Annotated in this window: 20 protein-coding genes; 11 read left to right on the forward strand and 9 right to left on the reverse strand. The window is 65.3% G+C overall.

What is annotated here, in order from left to right; translation table 11 throughout:
* Positions 1-94 precede the first annotated feature (94 nt).
* Complete coding sequence (locus LH19_RS19730; protein ID WP_082395929.1) at positions 95-1,486, forward strand: amidohydrolase; 1,392 nt, start codon at positions 95-97, stop codon at positions 1,484-1,486.
* Between the two features lie 19 nt (positions 1,487-1,505).
* On the opposite strand, the gene LH19_RS19735 is transcribed toward LH19_RS19730, so the two are convergent.
* Positions 1,506-2,261 (reverse strand): helix-turn-helix domain-containing protein, encoded by a 756-nt coding sequence (locus tag LH19_RS19735; RefSeq protein WP_054731504.1) that lies wholly within the window; start codon positions 2,259-2,261, stop codon positions 1,506-1,508.
* A 202-nt stretch (positions 2,262-2,463) separates the two neighbouring features.
* Here LH19_RS19735 and LH19_RS19740 point away from each other — a divergent pair, with 202 nt between their 5' ends.
* The 10 genes from LH19_RS19740 (at position 2,464) to LH19_RS19785 (ending at position 14,862) form a co-directional block, all read left to right on the forward strand.
* A complete protein-coding gene (locus LH19_RS19740) occupies positions 2,464-4,617 on the forward strand; it encodes a prolyl oligopeptidase family serine peptidase (RefSeq protein WP_201258382.1) in 2,154 nt (717 codons plus the stop codon).
* Between the two features lie 32 nt (positions 4,618-4,649).
* The gene (locus LH19_RS19745; RefSeq protein WP_054731505.1) at positions 4,650-6,098 is read left to right on the forward strand and encodes an amidohydrolase family protein; all 1,449 of its coding nucleotides are present in this window, start codon (positions 4,650-4,652) and stop codon (positions 6,096-6,098) included.
* Positions 6,099-6,177: 79 nt separating this feature from the next.
* Positions 6,178-7,683 carry an amidohydrolase gene (locus LH19_RS19750; protein WP_234715975.1) on the forward strand — a complete coding sequence of 502 codons (1,506 nt, stop codon included), beginning with the start codon at positions 6,178-6,180 and terminating at the stop codon, positions 7,681-7,683.
* A gap of 380 nt (positions 7,684-8,063) precedes the next feature.
* On the forward strand, positions 8,064-8,609 hold the full coding sequence (locus LH19_RS19755) for a Csu type fimbrial protein (RefSeq protein WP_054731507.1): 546 nt from the start codon (positions 8,064-8,066) through the stop codon (positions 8,607-8,609).
* Positions 8,610-8,631: 22 nt separating this feature from the next.
* Complete coding sequence (locus LH19_RS19760; RefSeq protein WP_082395932.1) at positions 8,632-9,177, forward strand: Csu type fimbrial protein; 546 nt, start codon at positions 8,632-8,634, stop codon at positions 9,175-9,177.
* A 22-nt stretch (positions 9,178-9,199) separates the two neighbouring features.
* Positions 9,200-9,961 (forward strand): fimbrial biogenesis chaperone, encoded by a 762-nt coding sequence (locus LH19_RS19765; protein ID WP_054731509.1) that lies wholly within the window; start codon positions 9,200-9,202, stop codon positions 9,959-9,961.
* 6 nt (positions 9,962-9,967) lie between these two features.
* Positions 9,968-12,337, forward strand: a complete 2,370-nt coding sequence (locus LH19_RS19770; RefSeq protein ID WP_054731510.1) for a fimbria/pilus outer membrane usher protein — start codon at positions 9,968-9,970, stop codon at positions 12,335-12,337.
* On the forward strand, positions 12,325-13,320 hold the full coding sequence (locus tag LH19_RS19775) for a Csu type fimbrial protein (RefSeq protein ID WP_054731511.1): 996 nt from the start codon (positions 12,325-12,327) through the stop codon (positions 13,318-13,320). Before LH19_RS19770 ends, LH19_RS19775 begins: the two co-directional genes overlap by 13 nt.
* A gap of 90 nt (positions 13,321-13,410) precedes the next feature.
* Positions 13,411-13,959: a winged helix DNA-binding protein gene (locus LH19_RS19780; protein WP_145923531.1), complete on the forward strand. Its 549-nt coding sequence runs from the start codon at positions 13,411-13,413 to the stop codon at positions 13,957-13,959.
* A 126-nt stretch (positions 13,960-14,085) separates the two neighbouring features.
* Complete coding sequence (locus tag LH19_RS19785) at positions 14,086-14,862, forward strand: GntR family transcriptional regulator (protein WP_054731512.1); 777 nt, start codon at positions 14,086-14,088, stop codon at positions 14,860-14,862.
* Here the strand turns inward: LH19_RS19785 and LH19_RS19790 are convergent, their stop codons facing one another.
* The 8 genes from LH19_RS19790 to LH19_RS19825 all read right to left on the reverse strand — a co-directional run bounded on the left by LH19_RS19790 (position 14,863) and on the right by LH19_RS19825 (position 25,412).
* Positions 14,863-16,818 carry a cellulase family glycosylhydrolase gene (locus LH19_RS19790; protein ID WP_054731513.1) on the reverse strand — a complete coding sequence of 652 codons (1,956 nt, stop codon included), beginning with the start codon at positions 16,816-16,818 and terminating at the stop codon, positions 14,863-14,865.
* Complete coding sequence (locus tag LH19_RS19795; protein WP_054731514.1) at positions 16,815-17,687, reverse strand: phytanoyl-CoA dioxygenase family protein; 873 nt, start codon at positions 17,685-17,687, stop codon at positions 16,815-16,817. Before LH19_RS19795 ends, LH19_RS19790 begins: the two co-directional genes overlap by 4 nt.
* Positions 17,684-18,502: a phytanoyl-CoA dioxygenase family protein gene (locus tag LH19_RS19800; protein WP_054731515.1), complete on the reverse strand. Its 819-nt coding sequence runs from the start codon at positions 18,500-18,502 to the stop codon at positions 17,684-17,686. Before LH19_RS19800 ends, LH19_RS19795 begins: the two co-directional genes overlap by 4 nt.
* Complete coding sequence (locus LH19_RS19805; RefSeq protein ID WP_082395937.1) at positions 18,499-19,302, reverse strand: phytanoyl-CoA dioxygenase family protein; 804 nt, start codon at positions 19,300-19,302, stop codon at positions 18,499-18,501. The genes LH19_RS19800 and LH19_RS19805 overlap by 4 nt, the downstream gene beginning before the upstream one ends.
* A 96-nt stretch (positions 19,303-19,398) precedes the next feature.
* Complete coding sequence (locus LH19_RS19810) at positions 19,399-20,766, reverse strand: MFS transporter (protein ID WP_054731516.1); 1,368 nt, start codon at positions 20,764-20,766, stop codon at positions 19,399-19,401.
* Positions 20,763-22,346: a carboxylesterase/lipase family protein gene (locus LH19_RS19815; protein WP_054731517.1), complete on the reverse strand. Its 1,584-nt coding sequence runs from the start codon at positions 22,344-22,346 to the stop codon at positions 20,763-20,765. The genes LH19_RS19810 and LH19_RS19815 overlap by 4 nt, the downstream gene beginning before the upstream one ends.
* Positions 22,310-23,200: a hypothetical protein gene (locus LH19_RS29095; protein WP_158514455.1), complete on the reverse strand. Its 891-nt coding sequence runs from the start codon at positions 23,198-23,200 to the stop codon at positions 22,310-22,312. Before LH19_RS29095 ends, LH19_RS19815 begins: the two co-directional genes overlap by 37 nt.
* On the reverse strand, positions 23,187-25,412 hold the full coding sequence (locus LH19_RS19825) for a TonB-dependent receptor (RefSeq protein WP_158514456.1): 2,226 nt from the start codon (positions 25,410-25,412) through the stop codon (positions 23,187-23,189). Before LH19_RS19825 ends, LH19_RS29095 begins: the two co-directional genes overlap by 14 nt.
* Between the last annotated feature and the right edge of the window lie 102 nt (positions 25,413-25,514).

Genomic DNA, 25,514 nt, shown 5'->3' on the forward strand with positions numbered 1-25,514 from the left:
CGGGCAAGCCGGCAGCGCTTGCCAGCCCTCCGATAAGCGGGCACCAGAAGCACGGCCCGGGCGCAGCCCCGGTGCGACGAAGGGATGAGCAGCAATGGGGGAAGCAATCGTGGCGCATCGGACGCAAGGCAGGGGCGGGATTCACAAGGGCGTACGGACCTTCCACCGGACGGGATTCGCCGCGCTGGTCGCGGCATGCCTCACCGCCACGCCCGCGCTTGCCGCGTCCGACGTCGTGCCCGCCGTCGAAGCCGATTATGCCGCGCATCTCGAAAAGCTGTTCCTCGATTTCCACCAGAATCCCGAACTGTCGTTTCTCGAGGTCCGCACCGCCGCGATCATGGCGAAGGAACTCCGCGCGATCGGCGGGATCGAGGTGACCGAAAAGGTCGGCGGTACCGGCGTCGTCGGGGTGATGCGCAACGGTGACGGACCGGTGCTGCTGATGCGTGCCGACATGGACGGACTGCCGCTGAAGGAAGACAGCGGGCTGCCCTATGCCTCGACCGCGACGCAGGTCGACCGCGACGGGGTGACCAAGCCGGTGATGCAGGCGTGCGGCCACGACGTCCATATCACCGCGCTGATCGGCGCCGCCCGCCAGCTCGCGCGCCTCAAGGACCGGTGGCAGGGTACGATCCTGTTCGTCGTCCAGCCCGCCGAGGAACGGATCGCGGGCGCCCGGATGATGCTGGAGGACGGGCTCTACACGCGCTTCGGCAAGCCGGACTATGCGATCGGTTTCCATGTCACGTCCGACTTTCCGTCGGGGACGCTCGGGATCGAGCCCGGAACCGTACTGTCCTCGGCCGACAGCGTCGACGTGATCATCCCGGGTGTCGGCGCGCACGGCGCTTCGCCGCAGATGGGCAAGGACCCGATCGTGATGGGGTCCGAAATCGTCATGGCGCTCCAGACGCTGGTCAGTCGCCAGATATCGCCCCTCAAACCCGGCGTCGTCACCGTCGGCTCGTTCCAGGCGGGCAACAAGCATAATATCATTCCCGACAAGGCGCTGCTGCAACTCAGCGTCCGCGCCGATGACGAGGCGACGCGCGCCAAGCTGATCGACGGGATCAAGCGGATCGCGGTCAATGTCGGCCGGATGAACGGCATGCCCGAGGACAAGCTGCCCGAGGTGAAGGTCGGGTTCGAATCGACCCCGGTGACCTCGAACGACCCGGCGCTGACCCAGCGCGTGCGCAGCGCCTTCGTCGCCGGGCTCGGCGAGGATGTCCTCTATTCGAAGCCGCGCGAGAGCATGGGGTCGGAGGATTTCTCCTATTTCATCCAGCCCGACCTCAAGGTGCCCGGCGCCTTCTTCTGGGTCGGCGGCACCCCGCGCGCCGAATATGACGCCGCGGCGAAGGGCGGCGCCCCGCTCCGTCCACACCATTCGCCATTCTTCCGGATCGAACCCCGCCCCGCAGTGACGCTGGGAACGCAGGCGATGACGGTCGCGGCGCTCGATATCCTCAAGAAATAGCCCGCGCGGCGGGGCAGCGTCACGCCGTCGTTTCGAGCCGCCGCATTTCGGTGGGCGCCATCCCGAAACGACGCGCGAAAGCGCGGGTGAAGCTGGCGTTGCTCATATAGCCGCAGCGATAGCCGATGCTCGAAATCGGCAGGTCGCTCTGCGCGAGCAGCCGCTTCGCATGCTCCAGCCGGCGTTCGCTGACCGCTTCGGGAACCGTGCACTGATAAAGCTCGCGAAAGCCATAGGTCAGCTTCGCCTTGCTGAGCCCGCACCGCCGCGCGACATTGCCGACCGTCAGCTTCTCCTGCCAGCGCTCGTTCACCATCTGGTGCGCCGCCGCAATCCGCGTGATGTCCTGCTCGCTCAGCGTCGTGACACCGCCGACCTCGACCATGCTGTTCGCCTGGAGCGCAATGAAAAGCTGGCAGAGCAGCTCCATGCTGCGCGCGACGCGCAGCATCTCCGACACCAGCCCTTCGCCCTCGACCGCAACGACGGCGCGCCCCAGCCCGCGCAGATTGGCGGGCAGATACCAGCGGCCATCGGCGCGCGGCAACAGGTCGAACAGGCGCAGACATTCGCTCCGGCTGATCGCGAAGACGATCAGATGGTCCTGCGCCTCGCCGTCCAGATCATCCGCGGTCAGCATCATGACCGCCGGCTCGCCGATATCGCCGAAGCCGAGGATCACGGCATCGGGCGGCAGGCGGGCGGGATCGCAGGCGCCGCGCCCGACGAAGCTCGTGAACGCGGGCGAGATGATGACGGAAAGCTTGCTGGTCATTGGCAATGGTTCACATGTCACGGCTGCGCCAAGTCTAGCAAGATACAGCAGTGTATCAATCGCGCAATTCTCCCTTGGCCACCGAAGCCAATCTCGCCTTCAACCTCATTCCCGTTCGGAACAACATGTGTCCGAATCCGGCATTTTCACGTCACGGGCAGTATGGAATATATTATACGATAATTAAAAATGGGAGGCGAGCATGCGGGGACATTTCCTATTCGCGATGTCGGTGTCGGGATTGATGCTGATGACACCGCCCGCTGTCCGGGCTGCGCCGGAAACGGCAGCGGCAGTGGCGGCGGCGCCTATCGCTTATCCCCAAACCCGCCGCGATAATGTCGTCGAGGATCATTTCGGACAGAAGGTCGCCGATCCCTATCGCTGGCTGGAGAATGACGTCCGCGAGGACAGGCAGGTCGCGGCGTGGGTCGAGGCCCAGAACAAGGTAACCGGCGCATATCTCGACTCGCTGCCCGGGCGCGACCTGTTCAGGGCCCGGCTGAAGCAGTTATTCGACCACGAGCGCTTCACCGTGCCGATCAAGCGCGGCGGCCGTTATTTCTATCGCCGCAATTCGGGGCTGCAGAACCAGGCAGTGCTCTATGTCCGCGACAGCCTGAACGGGCCCGAACGGGTGCTGATCGACCCCAATAGCTGGTCGAAGGACGGCGCCGACGCGCTCGCCGAGCTGTCGGTATCGAGCGACGGCAGGCGCATGGCCTATGCCGTGCAGGAAGGCGGCGGCGACAAGCGGACTTTCCGCGTCCTCGACGTCGACAGCGGCAAGACGCTGGCCGACGAGGTCCATTGGGCGCGCTTCACCACGATCGAGTGGCTGAAGGACGGGTCGGGCTTTTTCTATTCGCGCTTTCCGGCCACCACCGCGTTCCAGAGCCTGGCGCACAACCACAGCATCTATTTCCACAAGGTCGGGACGCCGCAGTCGCAGGACCGGCTGGTCCATGCGACGCCCGACGAGCCCAAGACCGCGCATTATTCGGGGATCACCGACGACGGGCGCTATCTGACCATCGTGTCCGACAATGGCTCGATCCAGCCCAAGCTGGGCATCGTCGATCTGAAATCCAGGGACTGGAAAGTCCGCCACCTCGCTGGCGACTATAACAGTAGCTGGTTCTATGTCGGCAATGTCGGCACCAAATTCTATATCGCGACCAGCGAGGGCGCCGAGCGGTTCAAGCTGGTGTCGATGGATATCGCCGCCGCCGATCCGGTCGCGACCGATGTCGTGCCCGAACAGGAAGCGACCCTCAAATCCGGCCGGCTGATCGGCGACACGCTGTTGCTGTCCTATCTGGTCGATGTGAAGTCGGAGGTGCGGCGCTTCACGCTCGACGGCAAGCCGGCCGGGGTCATACCGCTGCCCGGCATGGGCGTCGCGGGCGAGATCAGCGGCAGCGCGAGCGATCCGGAGACCTTCTTCGAGTTCAGCAGTTTCAACATCCCCAAGACGATCTACCGCTACGATGCGGCCGCCAACACCGTCACCCCGTGGGCCAGCCCGGAGGTGAAGGCCGATCTCGACAAGATCGTGGTCGAGCAGCGCTTCTATCATTCGAAGGACGGCACGCGGGTGCCGATGTTCGTCGTGCGCCGCAAGGATGTGACCGGACCCGCGCCGACGATCCTCTATGGCTATGGCGGCTACACGCTGGTCTTCCCGCCCGAATTTTCGGAAGAAAAGCTCGCCTGGGTCGAGCAGGGCGGCATCTATGCGGTCGCCCATATCCGCGGCGGCGGCGAATATGGCGAGGCTTGGCACGATGCCGGCCGCCTGCACAAGAAGCAGAATGTTTTCGACGATTTCATCGCCGCCGGCGAATATCTGAAAGCGCAGAAGATCACCCCGGCCAAGGGGCTGGCGATCCAGGGCGAGTCCAATGGCGGCATGCTGATCGGCGCGGTCGTCAACCAGCGGCCCGATCTGTTCGAAGCGGCGTTGCCGATGGTCGGGGTGCAGGACATGCTGCGCTTCCACAAATTCACCAACGGCATCTTCTGGACCACCGAATATGGCTCGCCCGAGTTGGAGGCCGACTTTCGCAACCTCTATCGCTATTCGCCCTATCATAATATCCGGTCGGGCGTGACCTATCCGGCGATCCTCGCGGTGACGGCCGACACCGACGATCGCGTGATCCCGGGACATACGTTCAAATACACGGCGGCGCTGCAGGCCGCGGACATCGGCCCCCGGCCGCATCTGGTCCGCATCGAGACGCGCGCCGGGCACGGCCGCGGCAAGCCGGTCGACAAGATCGTCGAGGAGACCGCCGACATGTGGGCCTTCGCGGCGAAGTGGACCGGATTGCCGATCGAACCGGTCGAGTGACCGGCAGGCGCAGGACTTGGACAAGGGGAAAGATGATGACAATCGCACGGATCGCCGCGCTGCTGCTTGCGACCGCTATCACCGCGACGCCGGTTATGGCGCAGGACAAGGATAGCGGACCGGAGGCGCGGCCGCTCTATAATCGCGACCGGTGGTTGCCCCCGACGGTGCCGACGTCCGACGAGGTGCTGCGTATCCCGGTACCCGCCGACTATAACGCGCCCAAGGGGTCGTTCGTACTGGTGGGCGGCCGGTTGTTCGACGGCACCGGCAAGCCGGCACGCCCGGCGACGGTGGTCGTTGAGGGCAAGTCGATTACGGCGGTGCTGAGCCCCGGCAACAGGAACTGGCCGGCCGATGCGGTGGTCTATGATGTCGCAGGCAAGACGGTGATGCCCGGCCTGATCGACCTGCATACGCACCTCACCAACTTCCGTTCGGCAGACGCGGCCAACGTCTATTCGTCCGCCGGTATCAGCGGCGCAGAATCCGTGATGCGCGGGCAGTGGCGCATGGGCATCTTCCTGCAGGCCGGGGTCACCAGCATGCGCGACGTCGGGTCGCATGGCGATGCGCCGTTCGTGCTCAAGCGCGCGCAAGCGGCCGGCGAAATTCCCGGTCCGCGTATCTTCGCGGCGGGCCAGCTCATCACGCAGACCGGGGGCCACGCTGCAATCCATGCCTTCGGCCCGGGCTTTCCCGAAGTCCCCAACGGCAACCCGAATTCGATGACCCGTATCGCGTCCGGTCCCGACCAGTGGCGCGAGGCGGTGCGCATCCAGTTCGCCAAGGGCGCCGACCTGATCAAACTTGCCAGCGAATATAATCAGGCCGAGATCACCGCGGCGGTCGACGAGGCGCATTCGCTTGGCCTGCCGGTGACGACGGATACCGAAACCCAATATATCGATATGGCGATCAAGGCCGGCGTGGACTCGATCGAACATCCGTTGCCGCGGAGCGACGCCGCCATCGTGCTGATGGCCAGGCGCGGCATCGCCTCGGTCCCGACCTTCGTTCCCTATCGCCTCGTCATGCGGACTTGGGGCGGTGGATATTTCGGCTCCACCTCGCGCCGGTTCGAACTGAACGAGGAGAGCATCCTGGCGATGGGCAGGAAGATGCGGCGCGCCGGCATCAAGATGGGGATCGGGCTCGACCTGGTCACCGATTGGCCGGACTATATGCCCGGCGCCTATATCAACGAGCTCGAGAGCTTCGAACTGATCGGCTACACGAAAGCGGAAGCGCTGGTCGCGGCGACCAAGACAAGCGCCGAGATCATGCACATGGGCGACCGGCTGGGGACGATCGAGCCCGGCAAACTGGCCGACATCATCGTCGTCGATGGCAATCCCGACGAGGATTTCACGGCGCTGCGCAAGGTCAGGACCGCCTTCGTGAACGGCCGGCTGATGCTGCAGGACGGCCGTCTCTACAAGCCGCCGCACGAAGAAGTGCCGATGCCGGAGAGGAAATAGCCTGACCGGGATCGCCGTCGCCGAGGCGCGCCCCGCCCGTCACGATCGGACATCTTCGTGCTATCTTGCTCCGCCGGCCATGTTTTCGACGTCGCGATATCGGAACTCGCTCCGCAATTGCACTTGTTTAGTTGATAATTCAATTCATATTGCATCAAGTGTTGAAGCAAGGCAAGAAGGTCGCTTGAAACGCGATCCTTCGGTGCCCGCGCACCGAATGGCCGGGAGAGACACGATGCGCAAAAAGTTGCTGGCGATCGCCGCCGGGGCCGCTGCAACGCCAGCCCTCGCCCAGACGCCTCCCGCGCCGGCCTTCGACGTGGCAGCCGCGAGGGCCCGCATCGCGCCGATTCTCGAAAAGGCTTATCCGCATCTGGATGCGATCTACAAAGACATCCATGCCCATCCCGAACTCGGATTTCAGGAAACGCGCACGGCCGCTCTCCTCGCCGGGGAAATGCGCCAGCTCGGCTTTACCGTGACGACCGGAATCGGCGAGACGGGGATTGTCGCGATCTACAAGAATGGCGATGGCCCGATCATCCTGGTGCGCACCGAACTCGATGCGCTGCCGATGGAAGAAAAGACGGGGCTTCCCTATGCGAGCCGCGTCCAGCAGACCGCGAACGGCAGCAGCACCTTCGTCGCCCATAGTTGCGGGCACGACCTCCACATGGCCTGGTGGCTCGGCACCGCGACAACCCTTGTGAAAATGAAGGATCGCTGGAGCGGAACGCTGATGTTCGTCGGCCAGCCCGCCGAAGAGCTTGGCACGGGCGCCAAGGCGATGCTCGACGATGGTCTTTTCACCCGCTGGCCGAAGCCCGACTTCGCCTTTGCGGCGCACGTCATGCCGCTGCCCACGGGCCTTGTCATCGTGAAGGACGGCGTCGTCAGTTCGGCGTCCGACGCGATCGACATCAGCTTCAACGGCGTCGGCGCTCACGGATCGATGCCCGACAAGGGTATCGACCCCATCATGATGGGCAGCCGCTTTGTGACCGACGTACAGTCCGTCATCAGCCGCGAAAAGGATCCGAAGGTCTTTGGCGTCATCACCGTCGGCAGCTTCGTCGCCGGCACCGTCGGCAACATCATTCCCGACCGGGCGGACCTCAAGCTGACCCTTCGCTCCTATGACGACGCGACACGGAAGCTCCTGGTCGAGGGGGTCGAAAGAACGGCGCGCTCGGTAACCGACATGGCGCGCGCGCCGGCCCCTGTGATCACCCATCAGGGCGGGACCGCCGCGGTCGTAAATACCACCGACCTCGCGCAAGAAGCCGCGACGATGCTGAAGGCCGCATTCGGCAGCGAAGCCATCTTCGTCCCCGCCAGCGAAGCGGGCGGCAACGCCAGCGAAGATTATTCCGAACTGGTGAAGGCGGGCATAGCATCGGTTTTCTTCGCGATCGGCGGGCTCGATCCGGCCCTTTTTGCCAAAGCGCAGGCCGACAAGACCGCGATCCCCGTCAATCACTCGCCGTTTTTCGCACCGGTGCCGGAAGCGACCATCAAGCGCGGCGCCGAAGTTCTGGCCCTCGCCGCTCTCATGGCACTAGCGGAGCGCGGCGCGGGACAATAGCCGGGCGTGCGAGACGCGCCGGAAGAGAGTCGCGCTGGCTGTGCGATGTCCGCCAGCAAATATGGCTATCGGAGCGAAACATCCATTACGGAAGAACCCGTCGTCCAGCCCAGCGCCCTGCGCCGATGATTCCGCAAAATCCCTCGCCTCCCGTCGCATCCGGCCTGAAGCAGCAATGCTCCAGATCGGACCCACCCCGCCGTGACAATTCAACAATTTCCCTATAGTATAAACCTAATATGCCGGAAGTATAATTTTAATAACAATATAAATTAATTCATCATATTGTTGCAACTTGTTAACTCCATGATCGTATGTTGGTTTTGCCGAGAACATAAATAGCGGCGAACAAAAGGGGGGATAGATCAGGAGTTATTCTCGTGCGTAAACATCTATTACACGCCGCCCTCCTCCTTCCTGCCCTGTTTTTTGCTGCTCCCCCGGCGCACGCCGATATTACGGGAACGATCGACGCGACGATCACGCTCGAAGCCGGCTGCATCATCAATGGTCAGAATTACGACGATGGCTCGATCGGCGTCGATTTCGGCACGCTCGATTTCGGGACCCAGAACACGCTGTTCACCCAGACCGATGCACAGGTGCTCAGCGGCGCGACCGGCTTCACGATCCAGTGCAGCAACGGCATCACGCCGACCCTGTCGTTCGACGCCGGGCAGAATGACGGGTCGGGTGCGGGCACCGGGCTCCATGCCATGGCGCATCAAACCGCCGCGGGGCAGTTCGTGACCTATAATCTCTATTCGGACGCCGGCCGTACGGCCGTCATTCCTGTCGGCGGAGACATCGTCCTCGCCGGCGACGGATCGGTGCAGACGGTGAATGTCTATGGCCGCGCGTTTGGCGAGGCCGGGCTGACGCCGGGCGTTTATGCCGATGTGGTGACGGTGGTGGTCGAGCTTTAGGGCCCGCCGCCGGTTCGCGGCGATGTCCCGCCCACGCCCGTGGACCGCATTGGCGGCTTTTGCCGGGCTCGTCGCCTATGCGGCGGGCAGCTCCGCGCAAGCCGAAACGACGGCCCAGTTCGACGTTTCGGCGACGATCACCGCCGGATGCCTGGTCGACGGCCTCGGCGGCAGCGGCAATGCCGGACGGGTCGGCACGCTCGATTTCGGGCTCGATTCGACCTTCTCGACCGCGACGCACACCGCCACGACGACCGGCACCCAGGCAATCCGCCTGCGCTGCACCCCGGGCGCCAATCTGACGATGAGCATCGACGGCGGCAGCCATGCGGCCGCCGGCACCCGCAATCTCCAGCTTGGAGCCAACAGCGGCGCGCGCCTCGTCTACACGCTGTGCCGCGATGCCGGATGCACCCAGCCGATCGCGATCGGCACACCCTACGCAGTCCCGGTCTCCGGCGCGAACAGCGAGGATGTGCGCCTGCCGATCTACGGCTCGCTGACGCTGCCCGGAACGCGGCCGCCCGGCACCTACACCGACACGCTGACGGTCACGCTGACCTGGTGACCGCGCTTCCAAGGATTTGCCCATGAAACGCGCTTATCTTCCCGTCGTCCTGTTGATCGTTGCGATCGTGATGCTGCTCATCGCGCCTCGCCCCGCGGCGGCGCGGCAGCCCGGGTCGATCCTGATCTGGCCGATCAATCCGGTGATCGAGGGCGACGATCGTGCGGCGGCGCTATGGCTCGAAAATCCGGGGAAGACGCCGGTGACGCTGCAGATCCGCGTCTATGCCTGGGCGCAGCACGACGGCCGCGACGCCTATGCGCCGCAGGACGAGGTGCTGGGGACGCCGCCGATCGTCAGCATCCAGCCCGGCGAACGGCAACTGGTCCGCCTGACCCGCACGACGCCGCCGCCGACCGTCGCGGAAAAGCCTTACCGCGTCGTGGTCGACGAAATCCCGACCAGCGATGCGCCGACGGCGCCCGGCGCCGCGGTCAGTTTCCGGATGCGCTACTCGCTGCCATTGTTTTCCTATGCCGGGGGCGAGGCCCGTAAAGGCAAGGCAAAGGCGCCGCCGCCGCCCGCGCTCGGCTGGCGTGTCGGGTCCGACGCGAGCGGGCGCTTTCTCGAGATCCGTAACAGCGGCGCCGGCCACGCGCGCCTCACCGATGTCGCGTTCGTGACGAGCGGCCGCCGCTCGGCGATCGCCGAAGGACTGTTCGGCTATGTGCTCCCCGGCGCCACGATGCGCTGGCCTTTGCCGCAAGGAACGACGGCGCCGGGCGACCTGTCGGCGGCGATCAACGGGCAGCAGAGCGCGCGCATCGAGCGTCTGCCGGAATGACGGGCGGTGGCGCGCGCGATATTTCCGCCGGGACGCCTCCGCTGGGCGCCGGCATTTGCCGCCGCGCTCTGCAGCCCCGGCGGCGCCTATGCCGCGAATGGCGATAGGCGCCTCGATGGCTACGCCGACCTGCCGCCGCCGGTGCGACCGGACGACGTTGCGAAGCTCGCCGCCGAGCAGCGGCTCGAACTCGAGCTCTTCGTCAATGGCCTGCAGACCGGCATCGTCGCGGCCGTCGTCAAGCAGGGTGGCCGGTTCCGGATGCGTGCCGGGGACCTGCGCCGCGCCGGACTGTTGTTCGAAGCGCCGGGCGACATGCTGTTCCTCGACGAACTCGAAGGCGTGCGCGCCGACTATGATGCGCTGACGCAGCAACTGCACCTGACCGTGTCGCCCGAATATCTCCCAGCGCAGCGGCTTGGCGGGGCGGACCGCGAATTCCGGCCGGCGCAATATGATATGGGGGCGCTGCTCAATTACGACCTTTATGTCACCGGCGGCAATCGGGGGTCCGTCCAGGCGTCGCTATGGCACGAAGCCCGCATATTCGGATCCGCAGGCATTTTTTCGACCACCGGTGCGATCCGCACCGGCGCCGGGAAGCGCTACGTCCGCTTCGACAGCTATTGGCGCTGGTCCGACGAGCGCAGCATGACGACCATCGAAGCAGGCGACATCATCACGCGGACCTTGCCCTATGCGCCCGCCGTCCGGCTCGGCGGCATCCAGGTGTCGCGCGACTTTTCCGTCCGCCCCGACATCATCACCTATCCGCTGCCCGAATTCGCCGGCAACGCCGCGCTGCCGTCGACCGTCGATCTGGTCGTCGACGGCCAGCGGATCGCGGGCAGCCGGGTCAATCCCGGGCCCTTCACGCTCGGCACGCTGCCGCCGATCAACGGCTATGGTCAGGCTAATCTGATCGTTACCGACATGCACGGGCGCAGCGTCGCGACGGCGCTGCCCTTTTATGTGAGCAGCGCGTTGCTCCGCCCGGGCCTGACCGATTATTCGGTCGCAGCGGGCGCGTTCCGCCGCAACTACGGCATCCGTAATTTCGATTATGGCGGCTTCGCGGTCAGCGCCTCGGCGCGCCACGGCGTGACCCGCGGCCTGACGCTCGAAGTGCGCGCCGAGGTCGCCGACGATATGCGCCTCGCCGGCGGCGGCGCCGTCGTGAAGCTCGGCAATTTCGGGACGGTCAGCGCCGCCTATAGCCGGAGCTTCGGGAGCAATGCCAATGGCGGCCAGCTCGACCTTAGCTATGAATATCAGGCGCGCGGCTTTTCGATCGGACTGCGCCACACGCGGCGTGGCAGCGGCTATCTCGACCTCGGCCTCCTCGATCGCGGCAATCGTGGCGATCGCCCGGGCCGGGAACGGCTGAGCGCCGCGACCGCGAGCGTGTCGCTGGGATCGGCCGGCACGCTGGGTATCGGCTATTTCGAACTGCGGCAGGAACGCGGGCGCGATGCGAGGCTCGCGAACCTCGCCTGGGCGATCCCGCTTTGGGGCGAAAGCCGCGTCTATGCGTCGCTATCGCGCGATTTCATCGACCGCAGCTGGTCGGGCGCCCTCACGCTCAGCATCCCGCTGGGCGGCGGCACGCTCAACGCCGGGGTCGCGCAGGATCAGGACGGGCGCACCGGTGTGCGGGCCGACTATTCGCGGCCGGTTCCGACCGAGGGCGGTTTCGGCTGGAACGCCAGCGCAGTGAGCGAGGACGGCGGCAGTCCCTATCTGCGTGGCGACGTGATCTGGCGGACGCAGCCGGTCCAGCTCCGCGCCGGCGCCTATGGCCGCGACGATGTCACCGGCTGGTTCGGGGCAAGCGGCTCGCTGGTCCTCATGGACGGCTCGCTCTTTGCCGCGAACCGCGTTTCCGACGCCTTCGCGGTGGTCAGCACCAACGGCGAGCCCGGCATCCCGGTGCGATACGAGAACCAGCTGATCGGTACGACCAACAGCAAGGGCCAGCTGCTCGTCCCGGCGGCCAGCGCTTATTATCCCGCGCGCTACGACATCGATACGCTCGACCTGCCCGCAAATGTCCAGACCCCGGTCGTCAGCCAACGCGTCGCGATCGCCGCGGGCAGCGGCCATGTCATCCGCTTTCCGGTCGCGCATATGGCCGCGGCGCGCGCCACGCTCCGCGACGCCGCGGGCGCGGTGATCCCGGCAGGGGCGGCGGTCACGATCAACGGCGATCGTTCGACTTACGTCGGCTGGGACGGCCTGCTCTTCATCGAGCAGGTCGCGGCGGACAATCGCATCGCGGTCAGCCTGCCCGACGGCACCACCTGCCACGCCGCCTTCGCCGCCGATCCGAAAGCCGACGCCATCATCGAACTGGGGAATGTAACATGCCGACCCTGACCCGCCTTTCCGGAGCCTCCCTCCTGTTCGCTGCCGCAATCATGGCGCCGGAGGCGGCATCGGCTTGCACCACCGCGACGACGAATACGAATCTCGGCAGCTTCAGCTCCTATACGATCGCCTCGACGCCGCAGCAGGGCAGCGGTCTGGCCGGCCTTCAGTGCGATATCCTGCTCGCGGCGCTCACCACCCATTATATCGGCCTGCGTGTCGAAGCGTCGACATTCCGGCTGACCGGACCGACCGGGCAAACGATTCCCTATACTGCATCGCTGACGTCGGGCGGTACGCCGCTGGCGGTGGGCAATGTCCTCGACCTGTCGTCGCTCAGCCTCGTCAGCCTGCTCTCTGGAACGAACAACAGCGTGCCGATCTATTTCCGTACCAGCGCGGCGGCGGGCCTCCGCGCCGGCACCTACAGCGGCTTCATCGATCTACGCTGGTATTATTCGGTCTGCTCGCTCGGCGTCGCGGTATGCCTTGCCTATTCGTCCAGCCCCGGTTTTGTCCGCCCGCTCATTGGGCCGGCGACCGTCTGGGGAACCGGGGTACCGGTGCGCGTCAATGTCCAGCTGACCGTCCAGAACGACTGCATCATCACCGCACCGAACGTCGCCTTCGGATCGGCACCGCTGGCCGGCGCCTTCAATCCCGTGACGCGCACGATCCTGATCCGCTGCAGCGCGGGCGCGGTTTACACGGTCGGTCTCGACGACGGCAACAATGCCCTCAGCGGCGTGCGGCGGATGCGCAGCGGCACCAATTATCTGCGCTATGAACTCTACAAAACCGCCACGTCGGCCGACCGGTGGGGCGCCGTCGGCGCCGCGCGCCGCAGCAGCGCCAGCGCCGACACCAACGCCGGCATCTATGATTCCACGACGACGCAAGGCTATAGCTATCGCGCCGCGATCCTCCCGGGCCAGATCACCCCGCCGGCGGGCAGCTACAGCGACACGATCCGGATCGACGTGACCTTTTGAGACTGCATTCGGCCCTGCATGAACAAAATATGGAACAAATCCCGCATACTACGCGCTATAGGGCGGGGACCGTAGCGAAGGGGGTGACCAATGGGTCATCAGGCGCAGGACGGTGCCCGCAGCGAATCCGAAGAATCGCGTCTCGACCGGCTGGAAGGCCGCCTCGACAAGCTTGTCGCGTTGCTGGAAACCATGGTCGCGGGGGCTCCGGAAACGGGACCGCCATCTGCAGCAGCCGCGCTCACTCCCGATAGCTTTTTGCCTGCCTCCGAGCGCAAGGCGGACATCATTCGCCCGACCAGCTTTCCGAAGGCGCGCGCCCGCTTTGCCCGCGAAACGATTCGTCGCAGGCGCAAACGCGAGGAATATTTCCCGGCCGAACTATTTTCGGATGCCTGCTGGGACATTCTGCTCGACCTCTATGCCGCGCACTACGAGGGCGAGGCGGTCTCGATTTCCAGCCTTTGCATCGCGGCATCGGTGCCGCAAACCACCGCGTTGCGGTGGATCGCCTTGCTGACCAACGAAGGATGGCTGGTTCGCTGGGCCGATCCGAACGACCGCCGACGCTCGTACATCAAATTGAGCGACAGGGCGCGCGGCCGGCTGGATGCCTATTTCGACGATCTGCCATATTGATAGCCGGCGCAGACTTACGCGCCGCCTGCATCCATAACCGTCGTTTGACGTCTCGCAACTGCCCCCGGCGGCGGGCGTAAAGGTCGCGCTGGACACGGGGTGCTTTCGGATTATGGAATATTGGCTGTGACGACCGATATTCCATCTATTTCGACCTTTTCGGGGCAAGGCGTATCGGGTCCGTTCGATCCGGCACAGAATCCTTCGAAAGCGGCCGCCTTCTGGCTGCGCCGCGATATCGTGCGCGGGGTTTTCGAACCGCACGAGCGATTGAAGGTCGAACACCTCGTCCAATTCTACAGCGTCGGCCATAGCCCGATCCGCGAGGCGATCTTGCTGATGTCCGAAAGCGGCCTGGTCGTCCACGAGCATCAGAAGGGCTATCGCGTCGCACCGGTATCACTCGACGATTATGACGATGTGCTGTCGGTGTATCAGCGGCTTTACAAGCTCTCGATCGAGATGGCGATCGACCTTGCCGACGATGAATGGGAAGAACGCGTCGTCGTCCAGCTCCATCGCGCGTCGAAGGCGAAGGTCGTCGAACCCGACGGCGAGGCAGAAGCACGCGAGCAGTGGCAGCGCGCCTATTGGGAGTTCCACGGCGCGCTCGTCTCGGGCTGCCGCTCGCCGCTGTTGATGCAGTTGCTCGGCGACATCGGTTTCCGGCTCGAACGCTATGTGAACCTGTTTGCCGAACCCAGCGAGGGGCGCAGAAGCGCCGATGGCGAGGTGTCCGGCATGCACCGCGCCATCGTCGAGGCGCTGGTCGCGCGCGACAAGGCCCGCACGCTGGCATTGATCGACGACTATTTCGCGACCAGTCAGCCGGTGCGCAACACGATCAAGGAACGGCTGCGCAGCGGCGCGAAAGCCAAGCGCGGACGCAAGCGCGCTGCCTGATCAGGCGGATGGAAGTATCTCCACCGACATCGCGCCGCTGACCGTCGCGCGGATGCGCGCGCGCTGACGCGCCGGGTCCAGATCGACCTCCGCGGGCACGCCTTCGCAGCGCAGGACAAAGCCCGCCGGATAATGAGCCAGCGGGACATAGATCTCGCTCGCCCCGGCGATATTCGCGTCGGCATCGATTGCCGCCGTGAAGCGGCGCATTTCACGCTCAAAAAGCACGCTGCGGATACGGCCCTGCGCGCGGCGCACCCACGGCCGGCTGAACCCCGGCACTGCGCGTCCGCCGTCACCGGGATCGCCGCCGCCGGTCTGCTGGTCGACCGACCAGATCGACAGGTCCTCCTGGTTCCAGCCGTCGCCGATGCGCAGGTCGTTGCGGTTCGACGCGGTGTAGTTCCACTGCGTCGAATGCAGGCCGAGCGCATCCATCGCGTCGTACATCAAGGTCAGCGCGGCTTCGTGCTGATCCCACACAGCGCGTTCGCCATTTTCCCAACGCTCATAGGCTTCGCCTTCGTCGAGGTCGTAGGGAATGCCGAATTCGCCGATCAGCGTCGGCGCGCCGCCGCCGGGGAAGCCCCCGCTTTCCTCGGCGAAGCTGCCGAGCTGACGGCGATAGCGCGCGGCGATGGCATCGAGCGAGGTTTCCGCCCGCCCGGTCGCCGCGTCGCGGTGGTTCGCGGGGTCGAAGCGCTTCAGATACAGCATTCCCATGTCGTACCAGTGGCTCGCATTGACCGTGCGCTCGGGCAGGCGGGTGGGGAATTGCCGCCCCGCGATATGCGCGAACACGTCCATTTCCGCGAAGATCGACCAGTCGGGCCGATGCCGGCGGATCGCGTCGGCGACCTTCCGGAAAAAAGGGCGATAGACATCCTCGCTCGGGTCTATCGCGGCGAGCACATCGTCGCCGGCGGCAACGGCCACGCCGTCTTCGATGCGGTAGCGGCCGGCCGCCTCGAAGGGGCAGGCCGCGGCATCGCGCCAGATCGACACGCGGCCGGGATTGAAGATGCGCGTCGTCGTGGGGACCGCCGCACCGGCCTCGTCGCGCGTCAGCACCGGCACCTCGACCGACAGGCCCCGCGCCATCGCAATCGCATCGAGCGGCGCAAGCGCCGGGCCGATACGCGGCCGTTCGGGATTGGCGTCGGAGGGCGCGAGGTGCCGGTAAGCGATCGGCTGGCCGGCCCAGCCGAGACTGGGTTCGTTGAGCGTATCGAAGCCGATCACGTGCGGCATGTCGGCCAGGCGCCGCGCGATCTCGTTCATCGCGCCCAGGTAATGGCGCTGCAGATAATCCTGCACATTGACGCCGTCGATCAGAAAGTCGGGGGTTATCGTTTTCCCGGCCCAGAAGAGCGTCCACATGATCCCGTTGGCGGGAAGGCGGTAATTCGACCCCCAACTCATCTGCGGATATGCATCCTGCCGCCGTTCGGGCGACGCATAGTCGTAGCGCGCCTGCATCACATGTGCCGCGCCCGCGGCGTCGAATTTCGTGAAGTCGAGACCGACCGCCTCGAAGGTCCAGCCGGGGGCGCCGTCGCCGCCCGACATCCGGCTCCACACATCCTGATGGAAATCGACGAAGAGGGTGAGGCCATGCTCGCCCGCCTTGCGCGCGACCGCGGCGAAATAGTCGAGATAGGCCTCGTCATATCGCCCCGGCCCGGCATGCTCGACGGCTTCCCACGTCGTCAGCAGCCGCAGCGTGTTGAAGCCCCAATGCGCGATGCGTCCCAGATGCGCGTCGGCCTCTTCGATCGGGAAGGGCCGGCCGACGAAGGATATGCTGCGATGATCGGCAAAATCGCTGTAGACATCGGTGCCTTGCCCCGGCGGCACCTTGCAGTCGCCGCCGAGATTGACGCCGCGCAGCATCACCTGCCCGCCGTCGGCATCGAGGAACAGCGGGCCGTGCTGGCGGATCGGCAGCGTCGTCATGCGCGCTTGGGAATGATGCCCAGCCGCTCGGCGCGTTCGCGCCATTCGAGGCCGGCCGCCTCGGGCCAGGGCTCGGGATCGGGGATACGCCCGCCTTGGAGCGGCCAGGTGACAGGGGTCGCGCCGCCGTCGATGACCGCGCCATCGGCGATCGCGTCGCGATCGACCGACGGGTGCGGCCGCGTGCCGCCGCGGTGCGATCCGTCGGCGAAATAGATGGCGGTATAAACGCGGCGCGTCTGGTCGGAGCGGTTCGCCTTGGCCATATGCGTCGTGTAGCCGTTGTGGAAGATCACGTCACCCGGCGCGCATTCGATGAACACCGGCGGCGTACCGGCATATTTGTCAACCAGCCTTTTGCCGTCGCCCGGCGTGCCGAAGATGTCGACATATTCGGCTTCACCGCGGTGCGAGCCGGGGACATAGCCCATGCAGCCCATTGCGGCGTCGACCTTCATCAGCGGGATCCACGCGGTTGCGGTGTCGCGTTCGACGATCGGCCAATAGGGCTGATCCTGATGCGCCTCGGTCTCGCGCCCGCCCGCTTCCTTGTAGAGCGCCTGATCGTGCCACAATCGCACCTTTTCGGCGCCGAGCAGCGCCGCGGTCACTTCGCCGACCCTGGGGTGAAAGGTGAGCGGCCGGACACCGGGGAAATCTTCCCAAATATACTGGCACTGGAGGAAGCTCTGTTCATAGGGCGATTTCTCGTCGAGCGTGCGCGTGTCGCCGGCCTTGCGCGTGGCGACCGCTTCGTCGACCGCGGCAGCATAGGCGGCGAGTTCGTCCGCGGGGATCACGCCGGGGACATGCACGAAGCCATCGCGCCGGAACGCTTCGGCATAGGCGGCGAGCTGGCCCGGCGTCACGGTCTTTTCCCGCCCTTCAGGATCGGGAACTGCCGGTCGGGATCGGTCTGGGGTACGCGCTCGCCCTCGCGCGTCCACGCCTCGGCGCCTTCGGGGGCGTATTGGAGGATATAGGCCTTGCGTACCGTCCCGCTTTTCAAATTCGGGCCGGTGCGATGCGGGGCGAGCGACGAGAAGATGATGATGTCGCCGCGCTTGCCGGGCGCTGGGACGGCGTCCTCGGCCTCCTCGAGGCATTTGAGGCCGATCGGGGTGATCCAGTGCTCGAGCGTGCCGAGCTTGTGCAGCCCCGGCGCGATCCACGGACAGCCGTTCTCGACATCGACGTCGACGAGCGGGATCCAGAAGGTCAGATATTGCTGCGGCTCGATGAAGGTATAGCCATTGTCCTGATGCCAGGGAAATTCCTGCGGCTTGCCCGACTTCTTGTACACCGACTGATCCCAATAGAGGCGCACATCGGGGCCGATCAGGTCGTGGCACACGTCGGCGATCACTTCATGGGCGGCGAAGGATTTCAGGATCGGCGACTGCTTGACGATATGGCCGGTGAAGGTGATCGCATCGGCCGACGAGATGCCTTCGCGGCCTTCCTCCTTGGCGCGGATCGCCAGCTCGTGCCGATGCTCGAGCGGATCGATCGCCGCCTCGACCGTGTCGAGTTCGGCATCGGTGAAGGCGCCGCGCAGGATGAAATAGCCCTGTTCGTCGAATTGCTTTTTCTGCTCGGGCGTCACGCGGCGCATCCCGGTGTCGGGCGCGTCGGTCCAGGTGAAATCCTTGTTTTGCGGATGGATGCGATAGGGGGCGTTCATGCGGCCTCTGCCTCTTTGCGGCGGATCGGAATCCAGCGGTTGACGGGAGCGAGCGACGCCGCAGCTTCGGCGTTCACCGGCTGCGTGCCGGCGCGGCCGTAGTGATAGACCATCGCCGCGCGGCGCTCGTCGGCGACATTGTCGGTCGACATGTGCATCAGGAAGCTGTGGAAGAAGAGCACGTCGCCGGGCTCCATCAGCGCCGGTTCGCGCGCGCTGTCGTCCTCGCTGACGATCTCGGTATAGGCGCGGTTCGCGGCGGGGCGGCGGTCGGGCACATGGTCGTGGATCGGGCCCTTGTGCGAGCCGGGCAGCACCCACAGGCAACCATTCTCCAGTGTCGCACGGCTCAGCGCCAGCCACACTCCGACCTGCGGCTGGCGGTCGAAGCGGAAATAATAGCTGTCCTGATGCCAAGGCTGGCCGATGACGCCGGGGTTCTTGAAGATGAACTGGCTCTGGAAACAGTCTATGTCGGGGCCGAGCAGGCCCTCGACCACGTCGGCGACCGCTTCGCTTTCGGCGATCCGCCGCGTCATGCCTTCGGCGTGGCAGTTGAAGACCTTGGCGATGCGGTCCTCGGGGTTCACCGCGCTCGGGCTTGGTTCCTTTTCGGGGAAGATCGCATAGTCGGGGCCTGCCTGATAGAGGGTCTCGCCGGGATGGTCCTCGGGCGGGTTGGCGCGGATGCGCGCGATAACCTCGTCCTCGACCGCCTTGGCGTCGGCGGGATCGACAAGGCCGCGGATCACGAAAAACCCTTGTTCGTTCCACGCTTTCAGGCGCGCTGCATCGTCCACGACTCTCTCCTCTCGAGTCACAATAATATATCTATTTTATCATTTAAAGCCAATTTTAGATCTATTTTTGAGTGATGGCGGGTTGGCGCGGCGTTGTCAGACACCCGGCGGCGGGGCGCTGGCGCGCCGCGCCGCCAGTTCCTCGACAATCGCTTCGTGGGTGCCCTTGCGAATGGGGTAAAAGATCATCGCGATCCCGGCGACGATGAAGCCCGCGCCGGGCAGCCAGATCATGATGTCCTTGATCCCCGCGATGGTCTCTGCCGACTGCTGGGCGTTGGCGACATAACCGACGCGTTCGAGCAGCCAGCCGAACAATCCGGCGCCGACCCCCAGCGCGACCTTCAGGAAGAACTGGAACAGGCCGAAGATGAAGCTTTCGGTGCGCTCGCCGGTCTTCCATTCGCCATATTCGACCGTGTCGGGCAGCATCGACCAGAAGGTCATCGACAGCCCCAGCGTCCCGAGGCTCCACAGCAGCAACCAGACGGTCATCACCAGCGGCGTGCCGAAGTCGCTGACTGCAAAGACCGTCAGCAAGACGATCCCGATCGCGGTCCCCGCGAACCAAGCGTTGCGCTTGCCGATATATTTGGTGATCCACACCCACATCGGGATCGAAACAAGGCCGATCGCCGACATGCCGACGAGCGCGGTCCGTGATGCCGGTTCGTCGTTCAGCACATATTTGAAATAATAGAGCACCGATTTGCCGAGCGCGACCGAGCAGACGAAGGCCGCGACGGTCGCGGCGATCAGGACCCAGAAGGCGCGGTTGGGGGCGAGCGCGCGCCAATAACCCGCAAGGCTGAGCCGCGGTTCATCGCCGACCGCCTCCGGAGGTTCGCGGGTGATCCGGACAACGAGCGGATAGATCGCCGTCGCGACGATCGCGAACACCGCCGCCGCCCAGGTGAAACCCGTCGTCGCGCTGCTGCCGCCGAAGCGGGTGACGAGCGGAAAGGTCAGGTAGATGATCGTCATCGCCGCGAGCACGCCGAAGATCATCCGCCAGCCTGCGATCGTCGACCGCTCGTCGCTGTTGTCGGTTAGCCGCGCGTTGAGCGAGGTGTAGGGGATCGTCACGACCGTATAGGCGGTGCGGAAGACGATGTGGGTAAACAGCATCCACAGGACCAGTGCGGTGCCCTCGAAGAAGGGCGGGCGCCAGTAAAGCAGCACGAACGACAGGCCGAGCGGAACGCAGCCGAAGAGGATATAGGGGCGGTAACGCCCCCAGCGGCTGCGCGTGCGGTCGGCGATCGATCCCATGATCGGGTCCTGCAGCGCATCGACGATCGAGGCGATCATATAGATGAGGCCGGCGGTTGCCGCCGGAATGCCGACCGCGTCGGTGTAGAAGAAGAGCAGGAAGATCGAGACGCTCTGCCAATAGATGTTGCTGGCATAATCGCCGAGCGTGAAGCCGATCTTCTTTGCGGTGCTCAGCCGGTGCTGGGTCATGGAATGCTCTTCTCCTTGGCACGGCGGGCGTTGGCATGGCGTTCGACGGCGTCGAGGCGCGCGGCATCGCTGTCCTGCTCGACCGCCGCCGATCCGGCGCGGATCCGCAACAGATTGTCCTTGCGCCCGGCCTGCGGCCAGTCGGGCAGGCCGCGCCCGCCCGGATGGCCACTGCGCGCGAAATTGACCCAATAGTCGCCCATCAGTCGCGCCGTTTCGCGATCCGACGGTCCGGCCGTGGCGGGGAGGTTCCCGAACAGATAGGCGAGCTCGCTGGCATGGCCCACGCCCTTGCGTTTCGCGCGGTCGGCCTCGGCGACATGGTCGAAGACATAGCGCCATGCCGGCGCGCCATGGTCGCGCATGATCCGGGCATAACCGCGCGCGGCTTCCTTGAAGAAATAATCGTCGATCAGCGCCGGCGCCGGCGGGTCGCCATAGGCGCGAGTGAGATCGGCGAGGCTGGCCGGATCGAGCTGGCTTTTCAGATAGTCCATCATCGCGGGCGCAAAGACTTCCTCGCTGAGTTCGGCGCTCGTCGTGCCGACGATGAAGGGTATCCTGGGGACGTCGCCCGCGGTGAAGCGCTCGATCGGGTCGGCGAGCACGCTTTTGCCGTCGATGATCGGGCCGTTGAAGCGGTCGGCCTGCATGTCCCACATGGCGAGCTGGCCCTGCACGACATCGGCGGGCAGCGCACGGAGCGCGGCGGCGTCCGGGTCGGCAAGACCAGCCTTGGCGGCGAAGGCGGCGCCCGCCTTCTCGCCCGAAATGCGCGTCGGGCGATCGGTCCTCAGCCGCGCATAGGGTTCGCGATTGGCGCCCGACTGGACGATGGCCTTGTGGAACAGCCCCTGCGCGAGCGGCGAGGCCATCAGGAAATCGACCGCCGCGCCGCCCGCCGATTCGCCGAAGATGGTGATGTTGCCGGGATCGCCGCCGAACGCCGCGGCATTCGCCTGCACCCATTTGAGTGCGGCGATCATGTCGAGAAACGCGAAATTGGCATCGGGCTGTCCGCCCGCCTCGGCGGACAGCGCCGGGTGGGCGAAGAAGCCGAAGCGGCCGAGGCGGTAGTTGAAGTTCACGACCACTGCGCCGCGCCGCGCCAGATTGGCCCCGTCGAGCGTCGGCGACGCCGCCGACCCCGCGACGAAGGCGCCGCCGTGGATATAGACCATCACCGGCAGCTTGCGTGCGCCTTTGGCCGGGCGCCAGAGGTTGAGGTAGAGGCAGTCCTCGCTCAACGGCTGCGTCGAGGGCGTCGCGTCGCCGTCGAAGCGCACCTGCGGGCAGTCGTTGCCGAATTCGGCGGCGGGCCGGACGCCTGGCCATTCAGGCGCAGGAGCCGGCGGGCGCCAGCGCAGGTCGCCGACCGGCGGCGCGGCATAGGGGATGCCCGCAAAGCCTTCGACGCCGTCCTTCGCACGGCCTTCGAGCGTGCCCGCCGGCGCCTTGACCGTCGCGGGTTCGCCGTCGAGCGAGCGCGCATGGGCGGGCTGCGATATCAGCGCGGCAAACATGAGGACCAGCGCCGCACGCATCAGGCGGCGACCGAGGCCGCGGCTTCGGCGAAGCATTGCCGCGCGACATCGATCAGAAAGGCGGATTCGGTCCAGCGGTCGCTCTCCTCGCGCCATTCGCCATCGGGGCCCCGCACCATCTTCGGATAGAAGGCGCGCGCGGGCAACAGCTCGGGATGCACCGCAAAATAGTCGCCCGGCTTCGCATCGCGCAGAAACCCGTCGAAGCTCGCGGTCCACATGCGGCGGTAATAGTCGAGATGTCGCGTCTCGGCAGGGTCGCTCGCGGTAATCTGGCCAAAGGCGTTCGACGAGACGCGCAGGTGCATGAAGCGCGTGCGCTCGAACACCGGACGCATCGCCTCGAACTTCATGTCCATGTCGCCATAGGTCAATTCGTGGCCGATGTACCAATGGCCGAAATCGCCGTTGAAGCGGAGTTCGGGCAGTTTCTCGATCAGGTCGAGCGTGCGGCGGATATCCTGCGTCATCGTCGCGCGGTGCGTTTCGAGATAAATGGGATGATCGATCGTGGTCGAAATATCGAGCATCGCCTCGGCAAGCCGGAGCATTTCGCTGTCGCTCTCGAGCCCGGTGCCGAGCTGGACGGTCGAGCAATCGCAGCCGGCGTCTTGCCATTTCATCGCGGCGTCGGCCATCTGGTCGACGTCGTCGAAGATGCGCATCAGCCCGGTCGGGATCAGCCCGGCGTCGATCGCCGCCTGCGGTTCGAGCGTCTGGATCGCTTCGTACCCCGCCGCCTTGAGCGCCGCGTAGATCGTCGCGCGGTCGCCACGCGGCCCGGCGGACCAGTCGGGCAGCTCGGCCGGCGTCAGGAAGCTGATGCCGGCGAGCAGCCGCGGCGGCGCCGCACTGCCGTCACTCGTATTCGCCGGCTCAGAACGTAACATCGAGCGCCGCGCCGACGATCCGCCGCGATTCATAGACGCGATACTGGTTAAGCGTCCCGTTGGTATTGTTGAAGGCGAAGGTGCGGAAATTCTCGTCGGTCAGATTCTTGCCGAAGACCGAGACTTTCCACGCGTCGTTTTCGGCCCCGATACCAATCGTCGCGGCAAGCAGGCCATAGCCGGGCTCGTTCACGTCGACATAGTTGGGAAAGCCGATCACCTGCTTCGAGCGATAGTTGTAATTGACGCTGGTGCTGATCTTCAGCCCGCCGCCGAGCGGCTGCGCATAGTCGAGCCCGAGATTATAGGCCCATTTGGGGGCGAAGGGCAGCGGCTGACCGGTCAGATCCTGCACCCCGCCGATGCAGCCCTGCGCCGCGGTCTGGCCGCCGGCGCAGGGCGCCCCCGGAAAATCGCCCCATTCGGCGTTGGTGTAGGCGACGCCGGCGGTCAGGAACAGATCGGCTGTCCGCACCGGTCGCCAGCTCAGTTCCGCCTCGAACCCCCGCGTCTTCGCATCGCCGTTGGTGAGCGGGAAGGTGAGCGCGATCGGATCGCGGCTGGCGGTCTGATAGCCCTTGATGTCGGCATAATAGCCGGTGACGTTGAAGGTCAGCCCGGCGCCGGGGAAGGTGGTGCGCAGCCCGGCCTCATAGCTCGTCGGCCGTTCGGGACCGACCGGCAGCAGCGCCTGCACCGCAATGTTGCTGTCGAAACCGCCGCCCTTGTAGCCGCGCGTCACCGATGCAAAGGCCATGATGTCGGGGGTGAAATTATATTCGATCGCGGCGCGCCAGGTCAGCGCGTCGTCCTTGCCGCTGACGCTCGCGCTGTCGGTGGCGAGCGTGATCGTGTCGAGGCGCGACTTCGCGACGCGCTGCTTTTCGGTCAGCCAGCGGCCGCCGAGCGTCACGGTGAGCTGGTCCGTGATGTTGAAATTGGCCTGTCCGAACACCGCCATGTTCCGCGTCGCGACATCGACGTCGACCTCGCGATTGAAGAAGGGCAGGAAGAACAAGGTCGGGAAGAGCTGGTTCGTATAGCTGTCTACCGTCTGGCGGAAATAATAGAGCCCCGCGACATAGTCGACGAAACCGCCGGTCGGCGACGCGATGCGCAGTTCCTGCGACACCTGCCGCTGCTTGTGGTCGCCATAGTTGATGTCGAGGAAATTGTCGGTCGACGAATCCGAATCGAGCCCGTCGACCGTCTCGAACCCGCGCCAGGCGCTGATCGAGGTCAGCGTGTGGCCCCCGCCGATATCCCAGTCGAGCTGGAGCGAGGCGCCATAGCTTTTGGCGTGGGTGAAGACGTCGCCGTTGATCGACTGTTTCTGGTTTTCGCGGCCCAGATCGTCGCCGATGATGCCGACCGCGGTGTTTTCCCAGGGATAGCGGAAGGCGGGGTCGGGAAAGCGCTGAACCGTCCAGATGCAGCAGTTGGAATTGCTTTCCCAATAATCGCCGGTCAGCGTCGCGCGCAGCGCGCTCGACGGCTCGAATTCCAGCTTGCCGCGGAAACCATATTCGTCGCGGTCGTTGAGGCGGCGCCCGTCGGGCTCGTTACGGATATATCCTTCGCGATAGCTGCGCCGCGCCGAAACGGAAAAGCGGAGCGTTTCCGCGAGCGGGCCCGACAGATAGCCATAGGCATGAAGGTCGTTGTCCGGCGAGCCGAGGCTCACCCCGGCGCGGAAGGTCAGCGTGTCCGACGGCCGCCGCGTCGCGATGTTGATCACGCCCGCGCTGGCATTCTTGCCGAACAAGGTGCTCTGCGGCCCGCGCAAAACCTCGATGCGCTCGATGTCGGGAAGGTCGACGAGGGTCGCGCCGCTCTGACCCATGACGACGCCGTCGATGACATAGGCGGTGCTCGGTTCGATCGTTTCGGAACTGAACGTGTTGGTGCCGACGCCGCGGATGAAGAAGCCGAAGTTGCGGGGCCCCGACTGGGCCGGCGACATCAGGCCCGGCACGACATATTGCAGGTCGGTCGATGCGTTGAGCTGGAGGTCGTTCAACCGGTCGCCGCCGACGACGGCGATCGACAGCGGGACATCCTGCAACCGTTCCTCGCGCTTCTGCGCCGTGACCACGATCGCCGTATCGTCGCGCGCCGCCGTTTCGGGCTGATCCTGCGCCATCGCAGGGGCGGCGGCAAAGGCGATGGCGCACGCCGGAATCGCGGCTGCACAGGTAAAAAACGTCCGCATCTTCGGCATGTCTCCCACTCCCACAAATTTATCGTTATTTTTAATATGCCTCAAATTCGATCTAATATTGCATTTTGTCAATGGTTCAATTTAATCTGGCGA

Source organism: Sphingopyxis macrogoltabida (genome assembly GCF_001314325.1).
GTDB classification, from domain to species: domain Bacteria; phylum Pseudomonadota; class Alphaproteobacteria; order Sphingomonadales; family Sphingomonadaceae; genus Sphingopyxis; species Sphingopyxis macrogoltabida.